The 26,794-nt window shown below is 30.4% G+C and carries 22 protein-coding genes and 2 riboswitches; of the genes, 14 read left to right on the top strand and 8 right to left on the bottom strand.

Annotated features, from left to right (window positions below; translation table 11 throughout):
• Window positions 1-17: 17 nt before the first annotated feature.
• The 6 genes from ABNK64_RS00695 to ABNK64_RS00670 all read left to right on the top strand — a co-directional run bounded on the left by ABNK64_RS00695 (window position 18) and on the right by ABNK64_RS00670 (window position 5,482).
• On the top strand, window positions 18-1,301 hold the full coding sequence (locus tag ABNK64_RS00695) for a PTS sugar transporter subunit IIC (protein WP_291256284.1): 1,284 nt from the start codon (window positions 18-20) through the stop codon (window positions 1,299-1,301).
• Window positions 1,302-1,331: 30 nt separating this feature from the next.
• On the top strand, window positions 1,332-1,637 hold the full coding sequence (locus ABNK64_RS00690) for a PTS sugar transporter subunit IIB (protein ID WP_291256285.1): 306 nt from the start codon (window positions 1,332-1,334) through the stop codon (window positions 1,635-1,637).
• 55 nt (window positions 1,638-1,692) lie between these two features.
• Window positions 1,693-3,087: a dipeptidase PepV gene (gene pepV / locus ABNK64_RS00685; protein ID WP_349763150.1), complete on the top strand. Its 1,395-nt coding sequence runs from the start codon at window positions 1,693-1,695 to the stop codon at window positions 3,085-3,087.
• A gap of 8 nt (window positions 3,088-3,095) precedes the next feature.
• Complete coding sequence (locus ABNK64_RS00680) at window positions 3,096-3,704, top strand: copper homeostasis protein CutC (protein ID WP_349763149.1); 609 nt, start codon at window positions 3,096-3,098, stop codon at window positions 3,702-3,704.
• 89 nt (window positions 3,705-3,793) lie between these two features.
• Window positions 3,794-4,666: a DMT family transporter gene (locus ABNK64_RS00675; protein WP_300342434.1), complete on the top strand. Its 873-nt coding sequence runs from the start codon at window positions 3,794-3,796 to the stop codon at window positions 4,664-4,666.
• A gap of 96 nt (window positions 4,667-4,762) precedes the next feature.
• Window positions 4,763-5,482: a DNA alkylation repair protein gene (locus tag ABNK64_RS00670; protein WP_349763148.1), complete on the top strand. Its 720-nt coding sequence runs from the start codon at window positions 4,763-4,765 to the stop codon at window positions 5,480-5,482.
• A 46-nt stretch (window positions 5,483-5,528) separates the two neighbouring features.
• On the opposite strand, the gene ABNK64_RS00665 is transcribed toward ABNK64_RS00670, so the two are convergent.
• On the bottom strand, window positions 5,529-6,959 hold the full coding sequence (locus ABNK64_RS00665) for an amino acid permease (protein WP_349763147.1): 1,431 nt from the start codon (window positions 6,957-6,959) through the stop codon (window positions 5,529-5,531).
• Between the two features lie 126 nt (window positions 6,960-7,085).
• Window positions 7,086-7,263: riboswitch (cobalamin riboswitch) on the top strand.
• A 115-nt stretch (window positions 7,264-7,378) separates the two neighbouring features.
• On the opposite strand from ABNK64_RS00665, the gene ABNK64_RS00660 reads away from it, so the two are divergent.
• Window positions 7,379-8,119, top strand: coding sequence for a toxin-antitoxin system YwqK family antitoxin (locus tag ABNK64_RS00660; RefSeq protein WP_349763146.1), 741 nt, complete (start codon window positions 7,379-7,381; stop codon window positions 8,117-8,119).
• A gap of 78 nt (window positions 8,120-8,197) precedes the next feature.
• Here ABNK64_RS00660 and hydG read toward each other — a convergent pair whose 3' ends face one another.
• Together hydG and ABNK64_RS00650 are read right to left on the bottom strand one after the other, a co-directional pair.
• Window positions 8,198-9,601, bottom strand: a complete 1,404-nt coding sequence (gene hydG, locus ABNK64_RS00655) for a [FeFe] hydrogenase H-cluster radical SAM maturase HydG (RefSeq protein ID WP_291259951.1) — start codon at window positions 9,599-9,601, stop codon at window positions 8,198-8,200.
• Between the two features lie 63 nt (window positions 9,602-9,664).
• The gene (locus ABNK64_RS00650; RefSeq protein WP_349763145.1) at window positions 9,665-11,176 is read right to left on the bottom strand and encodes a YifB family Mg chelatase-like AAA ATPase; all 1,512 of its coding nucleotides are present in this window, start codon (window positions 11,174-11,176) and stop codon (window positions 9,665-9,667) included.
• 122 nt (window positions 11,177-11,298) lie between these two features.
• Between ABNK64_RS00650 and ABNK64_RS00645 the strand changes: the two genes are divergently transcribed.
• From ABNK64_RS00645 to ABNK64_RS00620, 6 genes are all read left to right on the top strand, one after another.
• Window positions 11,299-14,409, top strand: a complete 3,111-nt coding sequence (locus ABNK64_RS00645; protein ID WP_349763144.1) for a DUF4132 domain-containing protein — start codon at window positions 11,299-11,301, stop codon at window positions 14,407-14,409.
• Window positions 14,410-14,441: 32 nt separating this feature from the next.
• Complete coding sequence (locus ABNK64_RS00640; protein WP_300340677.1) at window positions 14,442-15,326, top strand: LysR family transcriptional regulator; 885 nt, start codon at window positions 14,442-14,444, stop codon at window positions 15,324-15,326.
• Between the two features lie 438 nt (window positions 15,327-15,764).
• A complete protein-coding gene (locus ABNK64_RS00635) occupies window positions 15,765-17,393 on the top strand; it encodes an FAD-dependent oxidoreductase (protein ID WP_349763143.1) in 1,629 nt (542 codons plus the stop codon).
• A 68-nt stretch (window positions 17,394-17,461) separates the two neighbouring features.
• Entirely contained in the window at window positions 17,462-18,406 is a 945-nt protein-coding gene (locus ABNK64_RS00630) for a ferredoxin-like domain-containing protein (RefSeq protein WP_291256300.1), read from the top strand.
• Between the two features lie 112 nt (window positions 18,407-18,518).
• Window positions 18,519-19,562 (top strand): YeiH family protein, encoded by a 1,044-nt coding sequence (locus ABNK64_RS00625; protein ID WP_300340672.1) that lies wholly within the window; start codon window positions 18,519-18,521, stop codon window positions 19,560-19,562.
• Between the two features lie 92 nt (window positions 19,563-19,654).
• Window positions 19,655-19,966 carry a hypothetical protein gene (locus ABNK64_RS00620; protein ID WP_349763142.1) on the top strand — a complete coding sequence of 104 codons (312 nt, stop codon included), beginning with the start codon at window positions 19,655-19,657 and terminating at the stop codon, window positions 19,964-19,966.
• Window positions 19,967-20,073: 107 nt separating this feature from the next.
• On the opposite strand, the gene ABNK64_RS00615 is transcribed toward ABNK64_RS00620, so the two are convergent.
• From ABNK64_RS00615 to ABNK64_RS00605, 3 genes are read right to left on the bottom strand one after another with little or no spacing between them, the layout of a single operon-like run.
• Complete coding sequence (locus ABNK64_RS00615; RefSeq protein ID WP_349763141.1) at window positions 20,074-20,856, bottom strand: MetQ/NlpA family ABC transporter substrate-binding protein; 783 nt, start codon at window positions 20,854-20,856, stop codon at window positions 20,074-20,076.
• A gap of 25 nt (window positions 20,857-20,881) precedes the next feature.
• A complete protein-coding gene (locus tag ABNK64_RS00610) occupies window positions 20,882-21,529 on the bottom strand; it encodes a methionine ABC transporter permease (RefSeq protein WP_349763140.1) in 648 nt (215 codons plus the stop codon).
• Window positions 21,519-22,529, bottom strand: a complete 1,011-nt coding sequence (locus ABNK64_RS00605; RefSeq protein ID WP_300340660.1) for a methionine ABC transporter ATP-binding protein — start codon at window positions 22,527-22,529, stop codon at window positions 21,519-21,521. The genes ABNK64_RS00610 and ABNK64_RS00605 overlap by 11 nt, the downstream gene beginning before the upstream one ends.
• A 75-nt stretch (window positions 22,530-22,604) precedes the next feature.
• Window positions 22,605-22,691, bottom strand: a riboswitch (SAM riboswitch).
• Window positions 22,692-22,806: 115 nt separating this feature from the next.
• Between ABNK64_RS00605 and yqeC the strand changes: the two genes are divergently transcribed.
• On the top strand, window positions 22,807-24,075 hold the full coding sequence (yqeC, locus tag ABNK64_RS00600; RefSeq protein ID WP_349763139.1) for a selenium cofactor biosynthesis protein YqeC: 1,269 nt from the start codon (window positions 22,807-22,809) through the stop codon (window positions 24,073-24,075).
• Between the two features lie 223 nt (window positions 24,076-24,298).
• Here yqeC and ABNK64_RS00595 read toward each other — a convergent pair whose 3' ends face one another.
• Window positions 24,299-25,924 carry a 30S ribosomal protein S1 gene (locus ABNK64_RS00595; RefSeq protein WP_300389239.1) on the bottom strand — a complete coding sequence of 542 codons (1,626 nt, stop codon included), beginning with the start codon at window positions 25,922-25,924 and terminating at the stop codon, window positions 24,299-24,301.
• Window positions 25,924-26,793: a 4-hydroxy-3-methylbut-2-enyl diphosphate reductase gene (gene ispH / locus ABNK64_RS00590; protein WP_349763138.1), complete on the bottom strand. Its 870-nt coding sequence runs from the start codon at window positions 26,791-26,793 to the stop codon at window positions 25,924-25,926. Before ispH ends, ABNK64_RS00595 begins: the two co-directional genes overlap by 1 nt.
• Window position 26,794: the final 1 nt, after the last annotated feature.

Raw genomic sequence — 26,794 nt, 5'->3', positions numbered from 1 at the left:
AAAATAGGAGGATAAGAATGAACAAATTAATTTATATATTAGAAGAAAAACTTGTTCCTATAGCTGCTTGGCTAGAAGCTAATAAATATGTTAATGGAATAAGAAGAGCGTTTGTTATGTTGATGCCAGCATTGATGATAGGTTCATTATTTTTAATGATTCAATCATTCCCATTGCCAGCATATCAAAATTTTATGAAAAGTGTTTTTGGAGATAACTGGGGATCAGTTTTCGATATACCTGTAAATGCAACTTTCTCAATGTTAGCTGTATATGTATCATTTTTAGTTGCTCAACAATTAGCAAAGCAATTTGAATTGGATAGCGTTGCAGTAGGATTGTTATCAACAGTGGCATTCTTTATCTTAACACCTTTAGGAAATACACAAGAGTATGGAAGTGTAATCACTTTTGACTGGTTAGGAAGTAAAGGAATGTTTATAGCTATGATGGTAGGATTCTTTACTATGGTAATATTTAGATTTTTCGTAAAAAGAAACATCTTAGTAAAAATGCCAGATGGAGTACCACCTGAAGTAATTAGATCATTTGAAGCTCTTATTCCTGGAGCAGCAATATTAATAGTAGCACTATTAGTAAGAGTTGGAATGGCTCATACATCATTTGGAACTATTCATGACTTTGTATATAAAGTGATAGCTATACCATTAAAATCATTGGGAACTTCATATATAGGATCTATGTTAACAGTATTCTCAATATCTGTTTTATGGTCAGTAGGAATTAATGCTGGATCAATGGTAAATGGTATTGTTAGACCATTCTGGTTAGAGAACCAATTAGAAAATATAGCAGCAATAAAAGAGGGATTACCTATTCCACACGTTATCACAGAGCAATTCTTTGATATGGTATGGATGGGAGGATCTGGAGCAACACTATCTCTATTATTAGCAATTATAATATTTGCAAAAAGTAAACATATAAAATCAGTTGGAGAGATAGCAGCAGTACCAGGTCTATTTAATATAAATGAACCATTATTATTTGGATTACCAGTAATATTAAATCCAATTATGTTAATTCCATTTAATATAGTTCCATTAGTAGTAGTTACAACACAGTATATAGCTATGAATATAGGACTTGTAGCTAGACCAATTGGAATTGCTTTACCTTGGACAACACCAGCAGTTATAAGTGGATTCTTTGTAGTAGGAGGATTATCAGGAGCTTTAATACAGTTATTTAACTTAGTTTTAGGAGCTATGATCTACTTACCATTCTTAAGAATACTAGATAAAGCATCATTAAAAGAGGAAACAGAATTAGGAGAATAAAAATAGCAGAGTTATAAGGAGAGTGTCAATATGAAAAAAATATTATTACTTTGCTCTAACGGAATGTCAACAAGCTTGATGGTAAAGAAAATGTTAGAAGCAGCAGAGAAAAAGGGAATAGAGGTTGAAATAAAAGCTGTAGGTCTAGAGATGTTTAAAGAAAACTTAGATAAATATGATGTTTTCTTATTAGGACCACAAATTAAATATAGAAAAGCTGAATTTGAGAAGATGGCAGCTGAAGTTGGAAAAAAAGTAGAAGTAATCAATACTATTGATTATGGAATGATGAAAGGGGATAAAGTTTTAGACTTTGCTCTAGGTTTAATAGGATAGTTAAAAAATGAGGAGCAACTTCTTTAGTTGCTCCTTTGTTTATTTGGAGGTAACTATGAAAATTAAAAACTATATAGATAATAATTTTGATAAGATAATGTCAGATGTTATAGATATTATAAAGATAAAAACAGTAAAAGCTGAACCAGTAGGAGATGCTCCATTTGGAGAGAATTTAAAATATGGACTTGAAAAAACTTTGGAGTTGGCTCAAAATTTAGGATTTAGAACTAAAAATCTAGATAACTATGTTGGTTATGCTGAGATTGGAGAGGGGGAGGAGTATATTGCTATCTTAGGACATATAGATGTTGTACCTGAAGGAGATTGTTCTAAATGGAGTGTAGATCCATATGGAGGGGAGATAAAGAATAATTGTCTGGTAGCAAGAGGAGCTATAGACAATAAAGGACCAATCATATCTTCATTGTACTCATTAAAGGCTATATTAGAGGAGAATCCACACTTTAATAAAAGAGTGAGAGTGATCTTCGGAACAAATGAAGAGAGTGGAGATGAGGATATAAAACACTATCTAAGCTTAGAAAAACCACCAAAATATGCTTTTACACCTGATGGAAGATTTCCAGTTATATTTTCAGAGAAGGGTATATATACATTTTCTTTTAGAGAGAGAATAGATTGGGATAGAACAGAGGTTTTAGAGATACAAGCTGGGACAAGATCAAATGTAGTTCCTGAACAGGGAAAAATAACTTTAAGAAATAGTTCAGCTACAAAAGTTAAAGAGAGTCTGAAAAAAATGGTTGAACTTTCAAAATGTAGTTTTGAATTATTGGAAGAGGAAGATAGATTGGTAGTGACAGTAAATGGAAAAGCTGCTCATGCAAGTTCACCTGAAAGAGGAATTAACTCAATTTATGGAATGTATCTATTTTTAAATGAAGTATTAGAAGAAAAAGATTCACTTAAAAATTTTGCAAGATTTATAGCTGAACATATTCAAGAGACAACTGACGGAAAACTATTGGGAATAGATAGTTTAAATATAGAAACTGGGGATTTAACTATCAGTGCTGGAATTACTAAAAAAATAGATGAGTATATAAATATAAAATTCAATATTAGATATCCAATATCAACAACAGAGGAGATTTTAGATAGAGAGTTACAATGTAGAGCCCAAGAAAATGGAGTTGTATTCTTTAAGGAGAACCACAATCCACCACTATATTTTGCAAAGGATTCTATCTTAGTAAAAACTTTGCAAGATACTTATAGAGATATTACTGGAAGAGATGAAGAGCCTGCAGCTTTAGGTGGAGGAACTTATGCTAAACTTATGCCAAATACAGTGGCTTTTGGACCAAATTTCAAGGAGTTTAAAGGAAATCCCCACAGTTTTGATGAGTGTATGGACTTGGATATGTTAAAGATTGGAATAGAAGTATATGCTAAAGCTATATTAAAATTAAGTGAGTATATTTAGGAGGAAAAATGTTAAGAGAAAAATGTATTGGGAGCTTTTTAGAAGCAATAGAAGCAGAAAAATTAGGAGCAGAGAGAGTAGAACTTTGTGATAACTTAGAAGAGGGAGGGACAACACCTTCATATGGAACTATAAAAATGGTTGTTGAGAAACTAGATATTCCAGCTTTTGTAATTATCAGACCAAGAGGGGGAGACTTCTTTTATACAGAAGAAGAGTTAGAGATAATGAAAGAGGATATAAGAGTTTGTAAAAAATTAGGTGTTAAAGGTGTTGTTATAGGAGCTTTAAATAGAGATAATACAATTAATTATGAAGCTATAAAAGAGATGATAGAACTGGCTAAACCTATGTCAATAACTTTTCATAAAGCAATAGATGAGTTGGCAGATCCAGTAGCTGAAGTAAAAAAATTAGCAGATTTAGGAGTTGATAGAATATTGACTTCAGGAACAAAAGAAACTGCTTTAGAAGGAAAAGATATCTTAAATGCAATGATAAAAGAAGCTGGAGATGATATCATAATAATAGTAGCAGGAAAGGTTACAAAGGATAGCCTAAAAGAGATATCTGAAACTATACCAAGCAAAGAGTATCATGGAAAGAAAATAGTTTAAAATTTTTAGTTTTGTATCCTCCTTATTGAAAAAAAGAGAATAATGGGGTATCCTATAATATGAGAATATTTGGTAGGGGGGATACAAATATGGAGAAAAAGAGTATTTATAAGGGGGCACTAATTTTAGTAGCAACCTCTTGGGGAAGTGGATTTCCAATTACAAAGATTGCATTGGAGAGTGGGATAGCACCTAATGCTTTAATGTCAATAAGATTTTTAGTAACAGCATTAATACTGTTTATCTATTTGAAATTTGCTGGAGAAAAACCAACGAGATCAGAGATAAAGTTGGGCTTGGGAGCTGGACTAGTTTTAGGATTAGCATTTTCATTGCAAACAGTTGGATTATTTTATACTACCTCTTCAAAGAATGCTTTTATAACAGGTGCATATGTTGTAATGGTACCTTTTATCTCTTGGTTGATTACTAAAGAAAAACCAAAAAGTATAATATATTTTGCTTCTTTTTTATGCTTGTTTGGAATAGGATTTCTCTCTTTAGATGGGGATTTTAGTGTGAACTATGGAGATTTTCTAACTTTTGTATGTGCTATATTTTTTGCTTTGCAAATGTCGATAATTGGAGCTACTATAAAGGGAAAGAACCCTGTTATAGTCAATACTTTTCAAATGTTAAGTGCTGGAATTTTGACATTTGTATTGAATATTTTATTTGAAAATTTCTCTTTAATTAGCACAAAACTAAATACAGTTCAAGTATTGGCTATTGGATTTTTAGTAATTTGTAATACAATGATAGCATACTTAGTTCAAACAGCTGCTCAAAGATATGTAGCTGCTTCTACAACATCTTTGATACTTTCAACAGAGATATTATTTGGAGCGTTAGCTTCAGTGATATTTATGGGAGATATTTTAACTATAAAGATGTTATTTGGTGGGATTTTGATATTTGCATCTGTAGTTTTAGCTGAAGGAGATTTCAAGTTGAAAAAATAACTAAGAGTATAAAATAAAAAGTTGATTTGTTAAGGAAAGTGTCCCTAGCAATCAACTTTTTTATTTTAAAATATTTGAGTCAAAGGAGCGAAAATAGTGGAATTAAAAAATATTGTTTGGGATTTAGAAAAGTATGAAGAGTTTAAAAAATTTCTTTTGTTAGAAGGAGATGAAAAGTATAGAGAGTTTCATTCTAAATTGTTAGGAGTAAAAAAAGAGGTTATTGGAATTAGAACACCAGTATTAAAGGAGTATGCTAAAATAATATCTAAAGGAGATTGGAAGGGGTATTTGAAATATAGCGGAGATGAGTACTATGAGGAATCTGTAATAGAAGGTTTGATATTGGGCTATTGTTCTTCAATGTATGAAGAAAGGATAGAATATTTGAATCAATTTATAGAAAACATAGATAACTGGGCTGTTTGTGATATAGCAGTCGGAAATTTAAAATTTTTAAAAAAAGAGCGAGAAAGATATTACGATTTTATAAAAAATTGCATAGAAGCAGACAATTCTTGGAGGATAAGGTTTGGAGTGGTAGCATTATTGGATTTTTATTTGATTGGTGATTATATAGATAATATATTTGAGATCTGCTTAAGAATAAAAAATGAAGATTATTATGTAAAAATGTCACAAGCCTGGTTGATTTCAATTATGTTTATAAAATTTAGAGAAAAAACATTAGAATATCTAAAGAGTCAGAGGTTAGATAGTTGGATACAGAATAAGGCTATACAGAAAATCAGAGAATCTAAAAGGGTTAGTATTGAGGATAAAGATCTAGTTTTAAAATTAAAAGTTAATGAATAAGAGATCAGATATAATTTATATCTGACCTCTACTTTAAAATAAATTATCAGTTATTTTGTTTCTTAGCTATTTTAGGGAAGATAAATCCAAGACCTACAAGTACTATTGGAGTTAAGATATTCAAAGTGATTTGGAATATCCATTCAGAACTAAATGGAGCTAAGTTTTTAGGGAAGATTCCCATAAGACAAGCAAAGGCTGTAAAACCAAAACACCAAACACCAACTAAAGTAGCTACTTTATCATTGTTTATAAATTTGAATGCTATATTTGAAGTTAGATTTCTATTTTTAGCAAGACCTCTAAGTCCTATATAAGCAAGGAAAACCCAAAGGTATCTCAAAGGCATAACAATAGAGTTAAGATCTAGTAGCCAGTTATATAGATTATTCATATCACCAATACCTAAAGCAGGGATAATAATAAGAATACCAACTAGTATAGCAGTTAATTTATAACCAGCAATGGGAGCACCGTATTTATTTGTTCTAGTAAATGATACTGGAATAAATCTACGATCTCCCTCTCCAATTAATATTTTTAGAGGAGCATCTATTGAAAACATCAGAGCAGAAATCTGTCCTAATGTATTAGCAACAGCATATAGGATCATAAGAGAGTTTCCTACTCCATAGTACTCACCAAGTAGCTTAAAAGCATAGTATTGACCGTTCATTTTTAGATCTGAAGGAATATTATTACTATTAAACATTATTCCCATAGCAAGAGATCCTAATAGAGCAGATAATCCAACAGAAGCAGCTAGGACTATCATTCCCTTAGGAAAATTTTTATTAGGATTATCTACATCTTTAACATATGGAGATATCTTTTCACAACCACCAACTGCAAAAACAAGCATAGATATAGTTGTGAAATAAGTGAAATCAAATTTAGGCATAAAAGTTTTCAAACTCCAATCAACAGTGGCAGAGTTTACACTCATTAATGATGGAGCTGCAACAGTTAGAAGAATATATAGTATTCCCATAAAGAACATAGAAGTTCCAGCTAAAGCTCCAATCTTTTTTAATGAATTTATACCTTTTGAAGATAACCATAAAAAAAGTAAAAATAAACAAAGAACAAGTGATTGTAACATCAACGGATTAAAACTTTTAATCATATCACCATTTTGAAAAAATACCCAGCTCAAAGCGATCAATGCTCCTTGAGGTTTTTGTGCAAGGTATGGTATATGTACTACCCAGTATGTCCAACCAGCTAAGTAAGCTATCATAGGTCCATAAGTAGATCCAATCCAGCTAGATACACCTCCAGCTTTTTGTTCAAAGGCCGATCCCATCTCTCCTACCATTAAAGCATAGGGTAAGAAATATAAAGATAGTATTAATAGCCAGGATATAACAACAGTAAGACCTTGGTTAGCATAGTTATTAACCACATTTCCAAAGCCCCATACAACTGTGAATCCCATCATTGCAAGAGTACGCCAATTAAGTTTTTTCGTATTCATCAGTCTTTTCTCCTTTTTATAGAATTAATTTAGATAAATTATATCATATAAAATATATAAAGAAAATAAAAAAGATAAAAAGTGATATTGACAAAGAAAAATGGAACGGATATAATTATATTATAAACAAAATAATGGATCAATTGGTTTCAATTTAAACTGAATTAAAAGGGAAGTAGGTGAAAATCCTACACGGTCCCGCCACTGTAAAGATGATGAAAGCAGAATACCACTGAAGATATTCGGGAAGGTTGTGAGTAAAGAGATTCTAAGTCAGGAGACCTGCCATTGATTTAATAACTAACTTGCGAGGACGAGTATAGGGGAATGGGAATATTTTCGTATTTTTTGTAATTGTAAATATTAATCCTAGATTTACTCGACTGTAAGTCTAGGATTTTTTATTGTGAGGTGAGACTATGAAAAAAAGAGTGGAAAATTTTTTTGATCAAATAACATTCAATGGAAGAGTGTTTATAAAGGGAGAAGATATGCCCTATACAGGCAAGTTAATATGCAAGTACTCCAATGATATTCTGAAAGAGGAAGCTGATTATATAGATGGAATAAAAAATGGTATAGACAAAAAATACTACCCAAATGGGTATTTAAAAGAGAGTATAGAGTATAAGGATAATAAGTTGGACGGAGAGTTTTTGCAATTTTATCCAAATGGAAATTTAAAAGAGTATGTACAATTTAAAGATAATTTAATGAATGGAGAGTGGGTACAATACTATATAGATGGAAGTATAAGGGTAAGAGCTTTTTTTATTAAGGGAAGTCTAAATGGAAAAAGAATAACTTATACTCCTAATGGAGATGTATATGAAAGTATAACTTTTAAGAATAATATCCTGAATGGAGAGAGTATAAAGTACTATAAAAATGGTAATATTCAAGAGATCAAAAACTATAAAATGGGAGAATTGGATGGAAATGTAACTTATTATTTTGAGAATGGAGATATAGAGATAAAAGAGGAATATCACGAAGCTAAGAAAAATGGAAGATATATAAGATACTATAAAAATGGAATAATAAATGTATTGGGAAATTTTAAAGATAATATGTTAGATGGACATTGGAGTCTATTCTATGAAAATGGAAAATTATTTGGTCAGATTGATTTTGAAAAAGGAAAGGCAGTAAATCTATAAAATAAACTAATAAAAAAAGGAAAGAATTACTTTTTGATAGCAATTTTTTCCTTTTTCTTTATTTTTCATTTATACTAGCTATACCGAAATATCTCTAGCTCCATTTTCAATATCTTTTAAGAATCCTTTAATCTTATTTTTAAACTCTTCATTTGGCATTTTTTCTAAAGCTTCAAGAATAGCTTTACTTCCCAATTCTCTTAAAGAATCATCAGCATAATCAAGTAAGAACTCTTTTAAAGTCATAAGAGCGTTAGCTTCACACATAACATTGATGTTTCCACTCTTTGCTATCTCCATAAATCTATCTCCTGTACGTCCAGAACGATAACAAGCAGTACAATAACTAGGAATGTAACCACTCTTTATTAGACTTTCTAGCATCTCCATAGGAGAACGGTGATCCCCTACTTCAAATTGAGCAGTATTTTCATTAGCTTCAGAGTATCCACCTACACCAGTACAAGAACCAGTACTTACTTGTGAGATTCCTAATTCAATAATCTCATCTCTAAATCCACTCTCTTCTCTAGTAGAAAGTATCATACCTGTATAAGGAACAGCTAATCTTAATACAGCTACAATTTTTCTAAAATCATCGTCATTAACAAGATGTGGGTACTCTTTTAATGTAACATTGCTAGCTTCTCTAAGTCTTGGAACAGATATAGTATGAGGTCCAACTCCAGTGACTCTTTCAAGCTCATTAGCATAAAGTATCATAGCTACAGTTTCATATTTATGGTCATAAAGTCCATATAGTACACCGATTCCAATATCATCTATCTCAGCTTCTCTAGCTCTAAACATAGCTGTAGTATGGTAATAGTAATCTTTCTTAGGACCAGATAGGTGTAGAGACTCATATGTAGGTTTATGGAAAGTCTCTTGGAAAAGAGTATAAGTACCTATTTCAGCTTCCTTTAATTTTCTATAGTTTTCAACAGTTGTAGCAGCAATATTGATATTTATTCTTCTGATGTTTCCATTTTCAAATTTGATAGAATAGATATCTTTAATGCACTCTAAAATATAGTCTAAAGAGCAGTTAATAGGATCTTCTCCAGCTTCAAGAACAATTCTTTTATGTCCAAGTTTTTCTAAAGCTTTTACCTCGCTTACAAGCTCCTCTCTAGTCAATTTTTTTCTATTAAGTTTATCATTGCAATGTTGGTAACCACAGTATACACAGTTATTTACACAGTAGTTGCTCACATAAAGTGGAGCAAACATAACAATTCTTTTCCCATAAATTTTTTCTTTAATCTGTTTTGCAACTTTGTATATTTTTTCTAAAAGATCCTTATCTTCCACATTTAATAGAATTGCAGCCTCTTCAGGAGTAATTCCTTCAGCAAGAGATGCTTTCTCTATTATCTTGTTGATAGTCTCTCTGTCATTTGAATATTTTTTTGCAGACATTAAGATCTCGTTTATCTTATCTTCATTTAAGAAATTAATGTCATATGTTTCTTTTTTCATATCGTTCACCTTTTCTTAAAATTTACTCTTTTTATTATACCATATTGATATACAATTTGCTAATTAATTTATTGAGTTTTCTCTAAAAGAAACTGCCTCCATAAGATGTTCTTTTTCAATGTTACTACTTCCAGCAAGATCTGCTATAGTACGAGCTACTTTTAGAATCTTATCGTAGCCTCTAGCAGAGATTTGTAGTGCTTGTATAACCTTTTTAAAGTATTCTCTATTTTCATCAGATAGAGTACAATATTTTTGGATATCTTTTTGAGACATCATTCCGTTGTATATGTCATCTCCAAATCTCTCCTTTTGAATGGCTCGAGCTTTAATAACTCTCTCTCTAATAATTTTTGAAGAGTCCCCACTTTGATATGTAAGTAACTCATTTTCATTGAGTCTTCTCATTTCAACATGGAGATCAATTCTATCCATTATTGGACCAGATATTTTTTTTATATATTTATTTATCTCAGTTTGAGTACAGATACATTTACCTGTAGGTTCTAGAGCATAGCCACAAGGACAAGGATTGGTTGCCGCTACAAAGATAAAGTTAGATTTAAATTCAACTCTATATTGAGCTCTAGATATGGAAACAATACCGTCTTCTAAAGGTTGTCTCAAACTTTCAAGGACGCTTCTAGGAAATTCAGCTAGCTCATCAAGAAAAAGTACTCCACCTGAGGCGAGACTGATCTCTCCAGGAATAACTTTTTTTCCACCACCTACTATAGATACAGGTGTGCTAGTGTGATGAGGGGATCTGAAAGGAGGAGAGCTTATTATAGGCTTTGATTCTGTCAACTCTCCAGCAATACTATATATTTTGGTGCTTTCGATTATCTCTTTCTCATTTAGTGGAGGAAGTATAGTGGTAATTCTTTTACAAAGCATAGATTTTCCAGAACCTGGGCTACCAATTAAAATGATATTATGTTTTCCAGCTGCTGCAATCTCTAAGGCTCGTTTTGCCATACTCTGTCCTTTTACATCTAAAAAGTCCATTAAGTTCTCATCATTTTTCTCTATAATCTTAGTTTGAACACTTTTAACTATATTTTTTGAAATAAAATTTACAACATCATTTAAATTTTCTACAGGAACTATGTTAATTCCTTTGATCAAAGTAGCTTCTTGGAAATTTTCAAGAGGAAGTACCACTCCTTTGTAGCCATTTTCTTTAGCAAAAATTACGGAGTTAAGAGCCCCACGAATTCTCTTTACATCACCATTTAAAGATAACTCACCTAAAAAGAGGTAGTTGTCAATTGCATTGTATCTATCTTTTATAAAGCCCATAACCAACATTATACCTATAGCAATGGGGAGATCAAAATGTGATCCCTCTTTTCTAATTCCAGCTGGAGATAGATTGACTATGATTTTTTTAGGTTCTAATTTAAAGCCACTATTTTTTAAAGCTGTTTTAATTCTATCTTTACTCTCAGAGATAGCAGTATCACCCAAACCAATAATAGAAAAATTTGGAAGGCCATTACTTATATCAACTTCAACTTCAATTAAGAAAGATTCTACACCTAAATAACTAGAACTTAGTACCCTTTTATTCATAGCTAAAACCTCCAGAATGATATGATCTATTATTATATTATACCACATTTTCTTAAAGAGAGATTAGGAGTTATTTAAATTATATGTTAAAATATATTGAATTATAAGTTATGGAGGGCTGAATGAGTAGAGAGAAAATATCGAAATATCTATTAAGTAGTTGTAATAAGATGAATAGAAAAAAAATAGAGGAGTTTTTATATGAGGGTTCAGATGAAAAATTCAATAGAAATGAACTAGTTAAGATAAAATTTTATAATCATCTTCTATTTTCTGAATTAGATATCTTTAATAGAAATAAAACATTAAAAAAAGGTGAGGATACCAATATTTTAAAAAGATTATTTACATTGGGATATGATTGTTATCAAGATAAGATGATAGAGGAGTTGTCTAACTTTAATCAGAGGTATCTTTTTTACAAGGAGTTAAAATTTTCACAGGATTTTATAATAAAGGATTTAGAATACAGCTTTAAAAATAAAGGGATGGCTATGCTAACTTTTGAAATTCTAGTTAATGAAGTAGAGAAGAGATTTCCAGATCTATTGGAAAATTATCTAGCTTCAGATAGAGTGGATAAAGTTACAACTCTTGTTTTGATGGCACTTAAACAAAAAATTCAAGATGGAAAAAAAGATAAGATTGTAGAGTTAGAGCAGGAGATTATAAATGTTCTATGTAGAAACTACTCAAAAGAGAGAGTAGAGAATATATTAAACTATGATCTAGGGATAAAAGAGCTAAAATTTGATTTAGATAGTGATGGAGAAAAAGCTGGAGAATTAGTTGAAGTTATAAAGAGTATCTATTCTGATGTTGAGAGTGAGAATAGGGAGTATATATTAAAACTTATAGAGATACTTACTTTTCCAGATATGTTAAAAGAAAAAAACTTCTCAAATGAAAAAGCCTACTCTAAATATATAAATGAGTCAAATTTACCATTTATTTATAAACTTGTATATTTATATCAAAGTAGTGAAAAATTCAGTATTTTTGGAGAGCTAAAAACTCTTGTAGAGAGTGATATTGAGAAAAGTATTGATCTATTGGAGAGAATGTGTGAACAAAATATTGAGCTAGGGTCAATAATACTTTCTGTACTACTGAGAGAGGATATTTTAGCTGAAGAGGATAAAAGCAGATATTTGAATAGTTATAGAGAGAGGATAAATCTTTTAATATCTCAATTAGACGGGAAAAAAGAGATGGAAAAAGAGATTAGAATCTTAAATACTTTAGGTTATATGTTGACTTTTATGGATGTAGAAGTTGAGATAAAGAGTATGTATGAATTTTACTTAGAAAAAAAGAGAGATCTAAATGAGTTTATAAATATAATATCTAATTATGAGATGGTAGTAGGAGAAGAGAGTAGAGTTAATCCTTGGGAGATTGTAGCTAAAATAACAAATTTAGATAAAAAATTTCTAATTGTAGGAACACTAGAGTATGTTGTGATAAAATCTGAAAAGGAATTTACAGAGTTTGTAAAGAAGAATGAAGAGATTTTTTATGAACTTTTAGAGAAAAATGTATTTAAGGATTATCACTCTTTTAGCGAGATGATGCAGTACACATACAGGACAGAGACTATCTTTAATGTTGAGAGCTTAATGTCTTATCTTTCAACAACTAATGAGGAGATTTTAGAGTTATTATTTGAAATATTGAAAACCAAAGAGAAAGAGTGTTCTTTAAAGATAGTAGAGCTAGCAGAGTCAAAAAATAAAGTGATTTTGAAAAATATTGAAAAATTGAAAAGAGTTTGGGAAGGGAATAGGACAAGTAATTTCAATAGTATAGTTGAATTAGAGGAGTATTGCAAAGAGATATTACAACAGGAAAAGAGAGATATCCCATATCTAAAGAGTGAAGTCTATAAAATAGTAAGAGAAAAAGATAGTGATAGATTAGTAGATGAAGCTGTGATAAAGTTGTATGTCTCATTACATACACTATCTAATGAGGAGAGAGAGACAAAATTTGGTAAAAAGATAAGAGAGTTTTTAAATGAGAGGGATTTGAGAAAATGTATAAAAACTCTATTGGAAACTTGGATAGATAATAAGATGCCAGAAAAATATATAGGTATAGTAAAGGTTTTTTCTTTTGTTGCTGATGATTTTATGGTAGATGAGTTTTTAACACAGTGTGAAAATTTAATAAAAAAAGGAAAATCTAAAGAGGTATTGAATATATTATTGATAATGGTATATAGTGGTAGAAGAGATATATTCACACTGCTTCAACATATACAAAATGGATTACAAAATCCTCAAATGGAGAGATTTTTAATAGAGAATGCTTCAATTGAAACAGATGAGGTATTTAATCCAATATTTGAAAATAGGTTGGATTTTTCTTTAGGATTTGATAAAATTGGAGTAAAAGTATTAGATTACGGAAAAAGAGAGATCAAGTTGATATTAAATAGAGATCTAAATGTTTCGATATATAATCAAGAGGAAAAAGAGTTAAAGAGCTTACCTAAATTTTCAAACAAATTTGAAGATGAAGAGAAGAGAGTGGAATTTTACCAGAAAGAGTTAAAGAGATTTAAAAAGAGAAAAGAGTATCTAGTAGCAGAGGCAGAAAACTTCTTTGTATATCAGATGATTGGAAATAGGGAATGGAAAGAAGAGGAGTGGAAAGAGGAGCTATTGAATGATTTTCTTTTAAGATATTATTCAAACTTTGTAATTTGGTGTGTGAAAGTTAAAGGAAAACAACACTTCTGTACTTTTGATTTAGAGAAAGGTATATTTATAGATGTAGTTACAGAAGAGGAGATCAGAGAGGCAGAGATTATAAAAGTTTTCTATTCTGGTGAAGTAGAGATTGAAAAGGCAAAGGAAGTAGAGAAAAAAGCAGAGAAATTAAATGGAATGGTATTCGATAAACAATTTAAGGTAAAAGATAGTAATGTTGAGGATCTGAATAAGTTTAAAAATATAAAGCTATCTGAAAATAAGATTGCAAATGTATTGGAGAATGAGTTAGTTAACTATATAGTTACTGAAGGAAAAGAGGATATATCTGAAAAATTAATCATATTAGATAAGGTAAACAGAGTGTTTTTAGAGATGGATATCATAAGAATAGGGAAGACAGAGTATCACCTAAATGAATTTGATTTCTATACAGAGAAAAGAGATAGAGTAAAATTAGAAAGTATAGATTTTAGATTCAGAAGTTTTGTTTCATATATTTTTAATTTGATAAAGTAGTAATAAAATTTAATTATAAAGGGAGTGGTATTATGACATTAAGACATCTTCTAATTTTTATAGAAGTAGCTAATTGTGGGAAAATGAGTCAGGCTGCGAATAAACTTTTTATATCTCAGCCTACAGTGAGTCAAGTAATTTCAGAATTAGAGGCACATTATGAAGTTAAGTTGTTTGAGAGATTTCCGAAAACTCTATGTATAACAGAGGATGGAAAGATCTTATTAAATCATGCTAAAAAGGTTATAAACTATTACAATGTACTAGAAGAAACAATGAAAAACCCGAATCATAACTTACCATTACAAATTGGAGCTACAGTAACAATAGGTAATAGATTGATAAGCTTGATCTTAAGTAAATTTAAAGAGAAACATGAAGATGAAAAAATAAGAGTATATGTAAATAACACAAGAGAGATTGAGAAAAGATTGCTATCAAATGAGTTAGATGTAGGTATAGTAGAGGGAATAATAAAGAGCCCACATCTATTAGTAACCCCTATAAAAGAGGATAAATTAGTTTTAGTTTGTAGCTCTGAGCATCCATTAGCTAGTAAAGAGATTGTATCAATGAAAGATATAGTAAAGGAAAATTTTATAATGAGAGAAGAGGGAAGTGGAACTAGAGATATCTTTACTAACTTTGTACAGGCACAAGGTTATAGTATAAATATTGATTGGGAAGCTAGTGAACCAGGGGCGATAATTCAAGGTGTTTTAAATAATCATGGAATAACTGTAATATCAGAGTGCTTGGTAGAGAATGAGATAAAGGATGGAAAGTTAAAAAAATTAGAGCTAAAAGGATTTAAATGGAAAAGAACATTTAATTTAGTTTATCATAAAAATAAGGTATTATCACCAGCAGTAAAAGATTTTTTAGAAGAGAGTAAAAAATTTTGTGAGAATATGTAGATTTTAAAATAATTTTAATTGTATTAATTAAGAAAAATAAGAGAATTGTGTAATTAAAAGAGAATGTATTAATTTTTTATTGATCAAATTTTCAGAATTTTGCACAATTCTTATTTTTTTTGAGGAAAAATATGGATATTTTTTGAAATTGTTTGATTAAAATTAACGCATATTATAATAATATAAAAAAATACAATACTAAGAATAAAAATGTGTAAAATACTAAAAACTTAGAAAAAATAGTGGTAAGTTAAAGAAATAATCAAAAAATGGTTAATTTTACAGTGATTTTAATCACGACTATATTAGTTTTTTTTATATATTATATTTGATAAAACTATTTTATTTTTTTTATCTAAAATGTTATAATCATCCTGAAAAAATAATATTTAAGTATAACTTTACAATTTTGAAAAAAGATTTAAAGGAGTGAATATCATGAGAGTATTAATTATCGGTGGAGTAGCTGCTGGAACTAAAGTAGCAGCAAAATTAAAAAGAGAAAATCGTGATCATGAAGTTACAATAATTACTAAGAGTAAAGATATCTCTTATGCAGGTTGTGGATTACCTTATTATGTAGGAAATATAATAAAGGATCAATCACAGTTAATAGTAAATACACCTGAGAAATTTGCAAAACTTACAGGAGCAGAAGTTCATACTGAAACAGAAGCTATCGAAGTAAATAGAGCAGAGAAAACAGTTAAAGCAATTGATTTAAAAACAAACGAAGAGAAAGTTTATACATATGATAAATTAGTTATAGCTACAGGAGCTAGACCATTCGTTCCAAACTTAGAGGGAATAGATCTACCTGGTGTTTACTTTATGAGAACTCCAGAAGATGCAATAAGCTTAAGAGCTAATATTGAAGCTGGAAAAATAAAGAGAGCAGCTGTAATTGGTGGAGGATATATCGGATTAGAAGTAGCAGAAAACTTAGCATTACAAGATGTTAAAACTACTGTAATTGAGATGGCACCAAATATCTTAGCTGGTTTTGATAAAGAGTTTGCAGAATTTGCAGAAAATCATCTAGCAGATCACGGAATAATGGTATTTGCAAATACTAAATTAGAAGCAATTTTAGGAGAGGGAAAAGTTGAGAAAATCCAAACTTCTAGAAGAGCTATGAAAGTGGATGCAGTTATTATGTCTGCAGGAATAAGACCAAATACAGAGTTCTTAAAAGATAGTGGAATAGAATTAAATGCAAATGGAACTGTAAAAGTTAACGAATATATGCAAACAAATGATGAAAATATATATGCAGCAGGAGATTGTGTATTTGTAAAAAATATAATTACAGGAAAAGATGTATGGGCACCTATGGGATCTACAGCTAATATGGAAGGACGTATAGTTGCTAGAAACATAAATGGTGAAAAAATAGCTTATAAAGGAGTAGTAGGAACTGCAGTTGCAAAACTTCCTGAATTAAATGTAGGAAGAACAGGGCTTACTGAAAAAGCTGCAAAAGAAGCTGGATACAATGTTGTTTCAGTTATTACAGTAGCTGATGATAAGGCTCACTACTATGCAGGAGCATCAAACTTCTTTATAAAATTAATAGCTGATAGAGATACATTAAAAGTATTAGGATTACAAGTAATGGGAGTTGGAGCAGTAGATAAAGTAGTTGATGTAGTTGTAACTGCAATGTCTATGGGAGCTACTCTTCACGATTTAGAAGATTTAGATTTAGCATATGCACCACCATTCTCAACAGCAATACACCCATTAGTTCATACAGTAAATGTTATGTTTAACAAATTAAAAGGAGCTTATGAAACAGTAACTCCAGAAGAGTATACAAATGGTGAAACAGAAGGATATACAATATTAGATGCTTGTTTAGTACCAACATTAGAGGGTAAAGAGTACTTAGATTTACCTACAATAACAGGAAAATTAGCTAACCATGAATTAGATGAGAAGTTACTATTAATTTGTAATAAAGGTAAACGTGCTTATATGGTTCAAAACCGTTTAAAATACTATGGATACACTAATACAAAGGTATTAGAAGGTGGAGAGAAATTTACTCCAATTAATGAAGACTAATAGAGTTGTTATTAAGAAGGATAAAGAATAAAAGTAAATTAAAATATTAGAATTGAGGAGGAAGATCGATGGCATTAAAACCAGAAGATATCAAAAGAGTAAAAGCTCTAGGGTTTTTACATAACAAAGGGACGGAGGAATTCTCTGTAAGAGTTATAACTGAGAATGGAGTTATAACAGCAGCTCAAAACACAGCAATATCAGAAGTAGCAGAAAAATTTGGAGCAGGAAGAGTTAGTTTTACATCAAGATTAACTGTTGAGATTCCAGGAATAAACTACAATGATATAGAGGCAGTAAGAGAGTACTTTGCAAAATACGATTTAGTAACTGGAGGAACTGGATCAAAAGTAAGACCAGTAGTAGCTTGTAAAGGAACAACTTGTAACTATGGATTATGTGATACTCAAGCTATAGCAACTGAGATTCACAAAAGATTCTTTGAGGGGTATGCAGATGTAAAATTACCTCATAAATTCAAAATTGCAGTTGGAGGATGTCCAAATAACTGTGTAAAACCTGATTTAAATGATATCGGAATTATAGGTCAAAGAGTGCCTAAGTTTGATGAAGATCTATGTAGTGGATGTAAAAAATGTGCTGTAGAAAACGTATGTCCAATGAAAGCAGCAAAAGTTGTAGATGGAATATTAGAGATTGACAAAGATCTTTGTAACAACTGTGGTCTTTGTGTAGGAAAATGTCACTTTGATGCAATAGAAGATGGAGATTATGGATTCAAAATCTATATCGGAGGAAGATGGGGTAAAAAGATCGCTCACGGTATTGCATTAAGAAAGGTATTTACTTCAAAAGAGGAAGCATTATCAGTAATTGAAAAAGCTATACTTTTATTCAGAGAGCAAGGAAAAACTGGAGAAAGATTTGCAGCTACAATAGAGAGAATAGGATTTGATAATGTAGAAGCTCAATTATTAGCTAATGATTTATTAGATAGAAAACAAGAAATAATAGATGCTAAATTACATTTAGTTGGTGGGGCTACTTGCTAGTTTTATAAATACGCTTTTTAAGCTAACTAAACTGCTGAATTTATCACTCAGCAGTTTTTTTATAAAAAAATTACAATTGGAAAAACTAATATATGGTATAGGAGAAAACATTATGAATAAGAAAAATATGGCAATTATGACTTGTATAGTATTGGCAGTAATAGCAACAAAAATATCAAAAATGCAGCACTGGGTAGGAGCTCCAATGATAGGATTACTATTTGGTATTCTATTAGTAAACTTCTTACCTAATATAGATAAGGACTTTAAAGCTGGAACTACATTTGCAGGAAAAAAATTCTTAAATATTGGTATCATACTAGCTGGAGGAACTCTTAACTTTGCTCAAGTAATCGGTTATGGAGCAAAGGCACTTCCTTTAATTATAGCAAATATCTGTTTCTCTTTTGGAGTAGCTTACTTAGTTGGAAAAAAATTAGGAGTAACTAAAAATACAAGTACACTAGTAGGAGGAGGAAGTTGTATCTGTGGGGGTACAGCTATAGCAACTCTTGCTGGAATAATCAAAGCAAAAGAAGAAGAGATAGCATATGCTATGACAGCAATATTTTTATTCGATATTTTAGCAGCTGTATCTTATCCTTACTTAGCAACTGCTTTAAACTTAACTGTTAATCAATTTGGATTCTTAGCAGGTTGTGCAATCAACGATACATCAAGTGTTGCAGCAGCAGAAGCAACTTACAACGCACTACATGGATTAAATTTAAACTTAGCTATAACAGTTAAATTAACAAGAACAACTATGCTAATAGCTCTTGCAGTAATATTTACTGTTTTAAGAGTAAAAGAGGAATCTGCATTAAACAATGGTGCTGGTTCAGAAGTATCATTAGTAAAAACTATTGTAAAAGTATTTCCTATGTTCATACTTTGGTTCTTAATAATGGCACTATTAAATACTTTAGGAGTATTTAACATGATCAGTACAGAGTCACTTAAAGTTGGAAAATTATTGAGTACAGGATATAAATTCTTTGTAACTGTTGCACTAGCAGGAGTAGGATTTAAAATTAAATTTGTAGATCTATTTACAAAAGGATTAAAACCAATCATTCTTGGTGGATGTACTTGGGCAGCAGTAGCAGCTTCAACATTTATTTTTATACATGTATTTGCTGGATATGTGGGGTAATTAATATAGAGAGCAGTTCATTAAAAAATGAGCTGCTTTTTTTTGTATACATATGTTATAATAGGATTAATCATAGATTTGGGAGGGGTATTATGTATTACAGTGTATTTTTTAAATTAAAAACAGAAGAGAATGTAAGAGGAATTTTAAATTTTTCATCTAAAGAGGAGATTGTAGAAAAAATTTATAACCCTTACAAAAATAGTGGTAAGCTTGAACTAGAAAATGAGATAGTATCGAAAGAGGATATAGAGTTTCTTCAGATAGTTGAGACAGGATTACAAGCACCAGAAAACTATTTAAATGTAAAAAGATATATAAAAGAGACTAAGCAACTGGGAGAAAAATTTTTAAATGAGAGATTCCCTAACTATTATGCTAAAGATATAACTGATGAGATATAGAAAAAATCCTCCATAATGGAGGATTTTTTAGGGGAAAGAATTTTATGAATTAATTTATATATTTTTGACGTGATAAGTTAGAAAAAAGTTTAAAAATTTATAAAAAATTAAAATGCAGGAACTACTCCACCATTATAATTATTTAAAATATACTCTTTAATCTTTTCACTTTGTAGAGCTTTGACTAATTTAACAATGTCCTCTTTCTGTTCATCTCCACCTCTTACAGCAATGATATTAGCATAAGGTGATTCCTCTCCCTCTAGAATTAAAGCGTCTTTTACTGGAGAAAAACCAGCTTCAAGAGCATAGTTACCATTTATGATAGCAGCATCTACATCAGGTAAAACTCTAGGTAGTTGTGGAGCTTCAATAGGTTTGAATCTTATTTTTTTAGGGTTGTCTACAATATCAAATTCAGTAGCATATAGATTATTAGGATCAGCTAATTTTATAATCCCTTTGTTGTGTAGAAGGATTAAAGCTCTTCCACCGTTAGAAGGATCATTAGGTATAGCAATTATAGCTTTTGAAGGAAGCTCCTCAATTTTTGAATATTTTTTAGAGAATACTCCAATAGGCTCTACATGTATCTTACCAGCATTAACTAAATTTAATCCTCTTTCAGTAGCGAATTTTTCTAAATAAGGGTAGTGTTGGAAGAAATTAGCATCAATCTCTCCGTCTGCAAGTGCCAAATTAGGTGTGATATAATCAGTAAAATCTATTAATTTTAAGTCCACACCTTGATTTTTCAAATCCTCTTTAACAAGATTTAAAAGTTCAGCGTGGGGAACAGGAGTAGCTCCTATTTTTAACTCACCAGCAGATAAGTTTGTACCTAAGATTAAAAGTCCTGTGAATAAAAGTGTTTTAAACGATTTTTTCATATTTCTCACTCCTTTTTTTATATTATTATCTATTTTTTTTAAGCTTGTTAACAATATAATTTCCTAAAGATTGTAAAATTTGAACCAGAATGATTATAACAATTACTGAATATATCATAATATCCATTTTAAATCTTTGATAACCAAATCTAATAGCTAGGTCTCCTAAACCACCTGCTCCAATTGTTCCTGCCATTGCAGAAAAACCAACAAGACTTATTATTGTTATAGTAATACCATGAACAATATGAGGGAGAGTTTCAGGAATCATGACTTTGAATATTATAGTCCAGTTATTAGCTCCCATACTTGAACTAGCTTCAATAAGTCCTTTATCTACTTCATTTAATGCACCTTCTACCATTCTAGCAACAAAAGGGGCTGCAGATATAGAGAGAGGAACAACTGCTGCAGTACTTCCTATTGTAGTTCCCACAATTACTCTAGATAAAGGAAATAGCAGTATCATAAGAATAATAAAGGGAAAAGATCTAAAAGTATTGATAGTAAAATCTAAAATCTTATTAAAACGTGGATATTCTAGTATATTTCCCTCTTTTGTAATAGTTAGGAGAATTCCAATTGGAAATCCAATTAAAAGAGAGAAAAAAGTAGAGAGAATAACCATATATAAAGTTTCTAATGTAGAAGTTAAAATCATATTAAATACCATTGTATATCACCTCAGTTAATACTCCAGCTTCATTTTTAAACCATTGAATAGCTTCTTTTTGTTGCTCCATATTTCCAGATAATTCTATAAAGAGGTGACCAACCTTCATAGTTGAAAGATGATCTATAGAACCACCTATGATACTAAAATCAATATTAAATGTTCTCACTGCCTTAGAAATAATAGGTTCATCAGCAATTGTTCCTAAAAATTCAAGTCTAAGAATAGATTTTCCACGAGTTTTCATAATGTCAATTCCCTTCTCTTCTGTACCTGGAAGATAAGAGATCAACTCTTTGGTAATCTCAGTTTGAGGGTTAGCAAAGATGTGGTGGACACTTCCAGATTCAACAATTTCTCCAGCAGTCATTACAGCCACTTTATTACAAATATCTCTAATTACCTCCATTTGATGAGTTATCATAATAACAGTTAAATTAAATTTTTTCTGAATATTTTTAATCAATTCAAGTATTGATTTAGTTGTTTTTGGATCTAAGGCTGAAGTAGCCTCGTCAGATAATAGAACATCAGGATTATTAGCTAGTGCTCTAGCAATAGCAACTCTCTGTTTCTGTCCACCAGAGAGCTGAGAGGGGTAGTAATCTCTCTTGTCACTCAATTCTACCAGTTCTAAAAGCTCAGTAACTCTTTTATCTATGTCAGATTTTTTCCAATTGGCTATCTCTAAAGAGAAAGCTATATTTTCTCCCACTGTTCTAGAGGCAAGGAGATTAAAGTGTTGGAAGATCATTCCTATTTTTTTTCTTCTCTCTAGCAATTTGTCTTTAGAAAGAGCAGTAATATCCACACCATCTATTATTATTTTTCCATTTGTAGGCTCCTCTAACCTATTTATAAGTCTGATAAGAGATGATTTTCCAGCTCCACTAAGACCTATTATTCCAAAAATATCTCCTGTTTTAATCTCTAAAGAAACATTTTTTACAGCATGATATCCATTGGGATATATTTTGTTAATATTCTGTATCTCTATCATTTTTCCTCCTATAAAAAAAATCTCTAATGCCATCAAGGAATTAGAGATTTAATAGACTTTGTACACGACTAGTTCTATCCATCTGTCTGGAATTAGCACCACACCATTGGGCAGGTTGCTGAAACATCTCTGGGCCAGTCCCTCAGTTTCTCTTGATGGTTATTTCTTATTAGAGTTATAATATAACTTTTTTACAGAATTGTCAATATATTTTTAAAAAATATGGACTATTTTTTTTTAATGTTTTACAATATAAGAAAAACAAAGGAAATGTGAGATGTTAGAAGGATTAGATATAAAAAAAGACGATATAATTACAATTACAGGAGCTGGAGGAAAGAGTTCTTTGATGTTTTTTTTAGCAAGAGAGTTAGCTAAAATTGGGAGAGTACTAGTGACTACAACTACCAAGATATTTGTTCCAGAGAGAGAAAATTTTGAGGAGTTAGTCGTTGAAGGAAAAAGAATAAAAGGAGAGTTTAAAAATATCTATGTTTATGGTAAAAAAATTATAGATGGAAAGATAGAGGGGTTATCTGAAGAGGAGATAATGAATATCAAAAATAATTTTGACTTTGTTCTAATTGAGGGTGATGGAGCAAAGAGAAAGATATTGAAATCTTGGAACAGTTATGAACCTTGTATCCCTACAATAACAACCAAAGTAATAGGAGTTGTTAATTTAGATATAGGAGAGCTGGAGTTAAAAGAGGAGAATATACATAGATTTGAGATATTTAAAGATAATTTTTATAATTTTATAGGAGAGAGAGCAACGGAAAAATTCATTATTGACTATATACAAAAGGGAGAGTTTTTTAAAAATTACTCATCAGGAAAAAAATATATATTTCTCAATGGAATTGACGGGAAGAAATATCTTGAGAAATTTTCATTAGCTTTGAAAATTTGTAATCAATTAAATGCTACATATGAATTTATTCTAGGTTCTGTTAAGGAGAAAAATATATTTAAATTTAAACCCACAGATGCTATTGTTATGGCTTCAGGTTTTTCTAAACGAATGGGTCAAGATAAGTTAAAACTTCCTTATAGAGATACTACAATTTTAGGTTACACATTGGATAAATTGAGTAACTTACCATTTTATAATGTCTATGTCTGTGGAAGAGAGGAGTGGATAAAGAGGATAACAGAACTATATAATTTTACGTATTTAGAGAATTTAAAAGCTAGTTTTGGACAGAGTGAAAGTATAAAATTGGGAATAAAAAACTCTCAAGGAGAGGGAGTAGTTTTTTTTACTGGAGATCAGCCATTACTATCAAAAGAGAGCATACTTAAACTTTATTATAATTTTCAAAGATATGGATATATAACTATTCCAAAGGCTCAAGGAGAAAATTTTTCACCAGTATTTTTTCCAGAGAGTAAAAAAAGCGAGTTGTTATCTCTTTCTGGAGATGTAGGAGGAAGAGAGGTTATAAAAAGATCTGCAATGGTAGTATATGTTGAATTTTCTAGAAAGATAGAGTTTATGGATATAGATACGCCAGAGGAGTATGATGAAATAAATAGTTTTTGATAAAAAGTGAAGAAAATAAAAATAACAGACCTTTTGGATCTGTTATTTTTACTAATCTATATTAAAATATCTTGGGGAAAGATTTATTATGTTTTGATTATACAACTTAATTATGTCTAAAAGGTTACAAAAAAAAGTATTGGAAAAAGAGTTTTATGAAAAAATAGTGTATCAGGGTTCATATAAGAAATCCTGATACACTATCTATTTTTAACTAAAAATATTATTCTTCAGTAGATGAAGTTCCATATTTAGAAAGAAGTTCTTGATTTTCTCTCTTCTCTTCTTCTAACTCTATTTTTTTAGCTGAAAGTTTTATTCTTTGTTTATCTTTATCTATTTCAACTATTTGAGCTTTAATTTTATCTCCAACTTTAAATCTATCTTTTAGATTTTTTATAAAATCTTTAGAAGCCATTTGTGCTGGAATAAATCCATCAACACCCTTGCTTAAGTTTACAAATAATCCAAAGTCCATTATATTTTTAATCTCTTTTTCAATAGTTTGTCCAACTTTGTAGTTTTCAAGAGCTAATTCCCAAGGACTCTTAGTTAAAGCTTTAATACTTCCTTTGATTTTGTTATCATCTAAATTTAGTTCAATTACTTTAAAAGTAACAGTATCTCCAACTGAGAATTTTTTAGCAGCTTCTCCTTGCCAATTATAATCTGATTGGTGTATAAACACATCAACACCAGGCTCAACTTCTGCAAATAATCCAAAAGGTTTAACATCTAAAACTTTTGCAGATAACTCTTTACCTATAGCGAATCTCTCTTCAGCAGAATCCCAAGGATTTTCATGAAGTTGTTTGATTCCTAATTTTAATTTTCTCTCTTCAGGAACAAACTCAAGAACTCTAACTTTAACAGTATCTCCAACTTGTACAAACTCTCCAAGATTTACTCTCTTTTTATTCCAAGTAAAGTCAGACATGTGGATAAGTCCCTCTACTCCATCAGCTATTTCAACAAAAACTCCATAAGGAAGTAATTTAGTAACTTTACCTTCTACAACTGAATCTATACCAACAGTTTCAGCAGTAACTTCCCAAGGATTTCTAGTTAAAGCTTTTATTGAAAGTTTTATATTTTTCTTTTCAGCTTCAAGAGATATTATCTGTCCTTTGATTATATCTCCTTTTTTGAACTCATCAGTAAGTTTTTCTAGTTTTTTCCAAGAGATTTCAGAAATATGAACAAAACCTCTCAAATGACCTATCTTAACAGATAAACCAAAATCTAAAATATCAGTTACAACTGCCTCAACAACATCTCCCACTTTTAATTGAGAAAACTCTTGCTCTTCTTTTTGAAGAGTTATATCCTTTCTTGAGAAAGTTATTTTCTTAGATTTTTTATCTTTATCTAATTGTATATCTTTTATTAGAAGTTGTACCTCTTTACCTATAAAACTATCTCCATCTTTCATATTTATTTCAGATAGAGAGTTAGGTAAGAATCCTTGATGGAATAAAGCTTCTACCATATATCCACCTTTAATTCTTCTAACAATTTTACCAGTTACTATCTCTTTTTTCTCAAAAGCATCTTCTAATTGTTTTAGACTATTTTCCATATCAATTCTTTTTCTAGAACCAATGATGAACTCACCATCTTCTGTTTCTCCAACTAAAAGAATTTCGACCTCGTCACCTATATTATAAGCTGAAAGTTCTTCGTTTTTTACTCTAACACTAGTAGGTTGTCCTTGAACATCAAGATAAGCAAAGTTTCTATCTCTTTGTGCTATGATACCAGTAGCTCTTACCCTTGTTTTTTCCTCTGCTGGTAAGTATTCGTTTAGCAGAGCTTCAAATTCATCATAATTTTCGTTATTATTGTACATTAATGAATCCCCCTTATTTGGTTTTCTATTTTAATTACTATTTCTTCCGGTGTTGAGGCTCCAGCTGTAATACCGATCTTTTCCTTTCCTTGAAACCACTCTTTTTTCAAGTCAGTTTCATCTTGAATAAGATATGTATTAGGATTGTAGCTAGTAGCGATATCATACAATTTTTTAGTATTAGAACTAGTTTTACCACCTATGACAATTAGCAAGTCAACTATTTGAGCCAATTCTTCCACTGCCTCTTGTCTCACCTGTGTAGCTCCACAGACTTTATCTAATATCTCTACATTTGAATAATTTTCTTTTATGTAACTTTTAATTTTTTCAAGCTTTTTCTTATTTAATGTTGTTTGAGTAAGAAGACAATATTTTTTATTAGGATCAAGAGTTATACTTAGTAATTCTTCTAAATCATTACAAATAGTTACCCTTTTACCAAAAGAGACAATTCCCTTTACTTCAGGATGATTTTTATCTCCTATAAATAATATATCATACCCTTTTTTTTCCATTTCTACAAGTGTTTTTCTAATTTGTGTTACAAAAACACAAGTTGCATCATGTATCTCTACCTTTTTATCTTTTAGAATCTGGAAGATTTTTTCAGAGGTTCCATGAGCTCTAATAATTACAATATCTCCCTCTTGCAGTTCATCTCTTCCTTCTAAAATTGCACTCTCTTCAACTATTTTAAAACCTTGCTCCTCCAAGTTTTTAACTACATGCTCATTATGAACTAACATACCTAAAATATATGTTCTCTTTCCAAAATTACTCTCATCTTCAGAAATCTTATTACAGATATTGATAGCTCCACTTACACCGAAGCAAAATCCCATGTGTTTAGCTCTAATTATCTCCATT

The sequence above is a fragment of the Fusobacterium sp. SYSU M8D902 genome (genome assembly GCF_040199715.1).
In the GTDB taxonomy this organism is placed as follows: domain Bacteria; phylum Fusobacteriota; class Fusobacteriia; order Fusobacteriales; family Fusobacteriaceae; genus Fusobacterium_A.
Note: the sequence above shows the minus strand (reverse complement) of the source record. Positions and strands in the feature narration are given on the sequence as shown.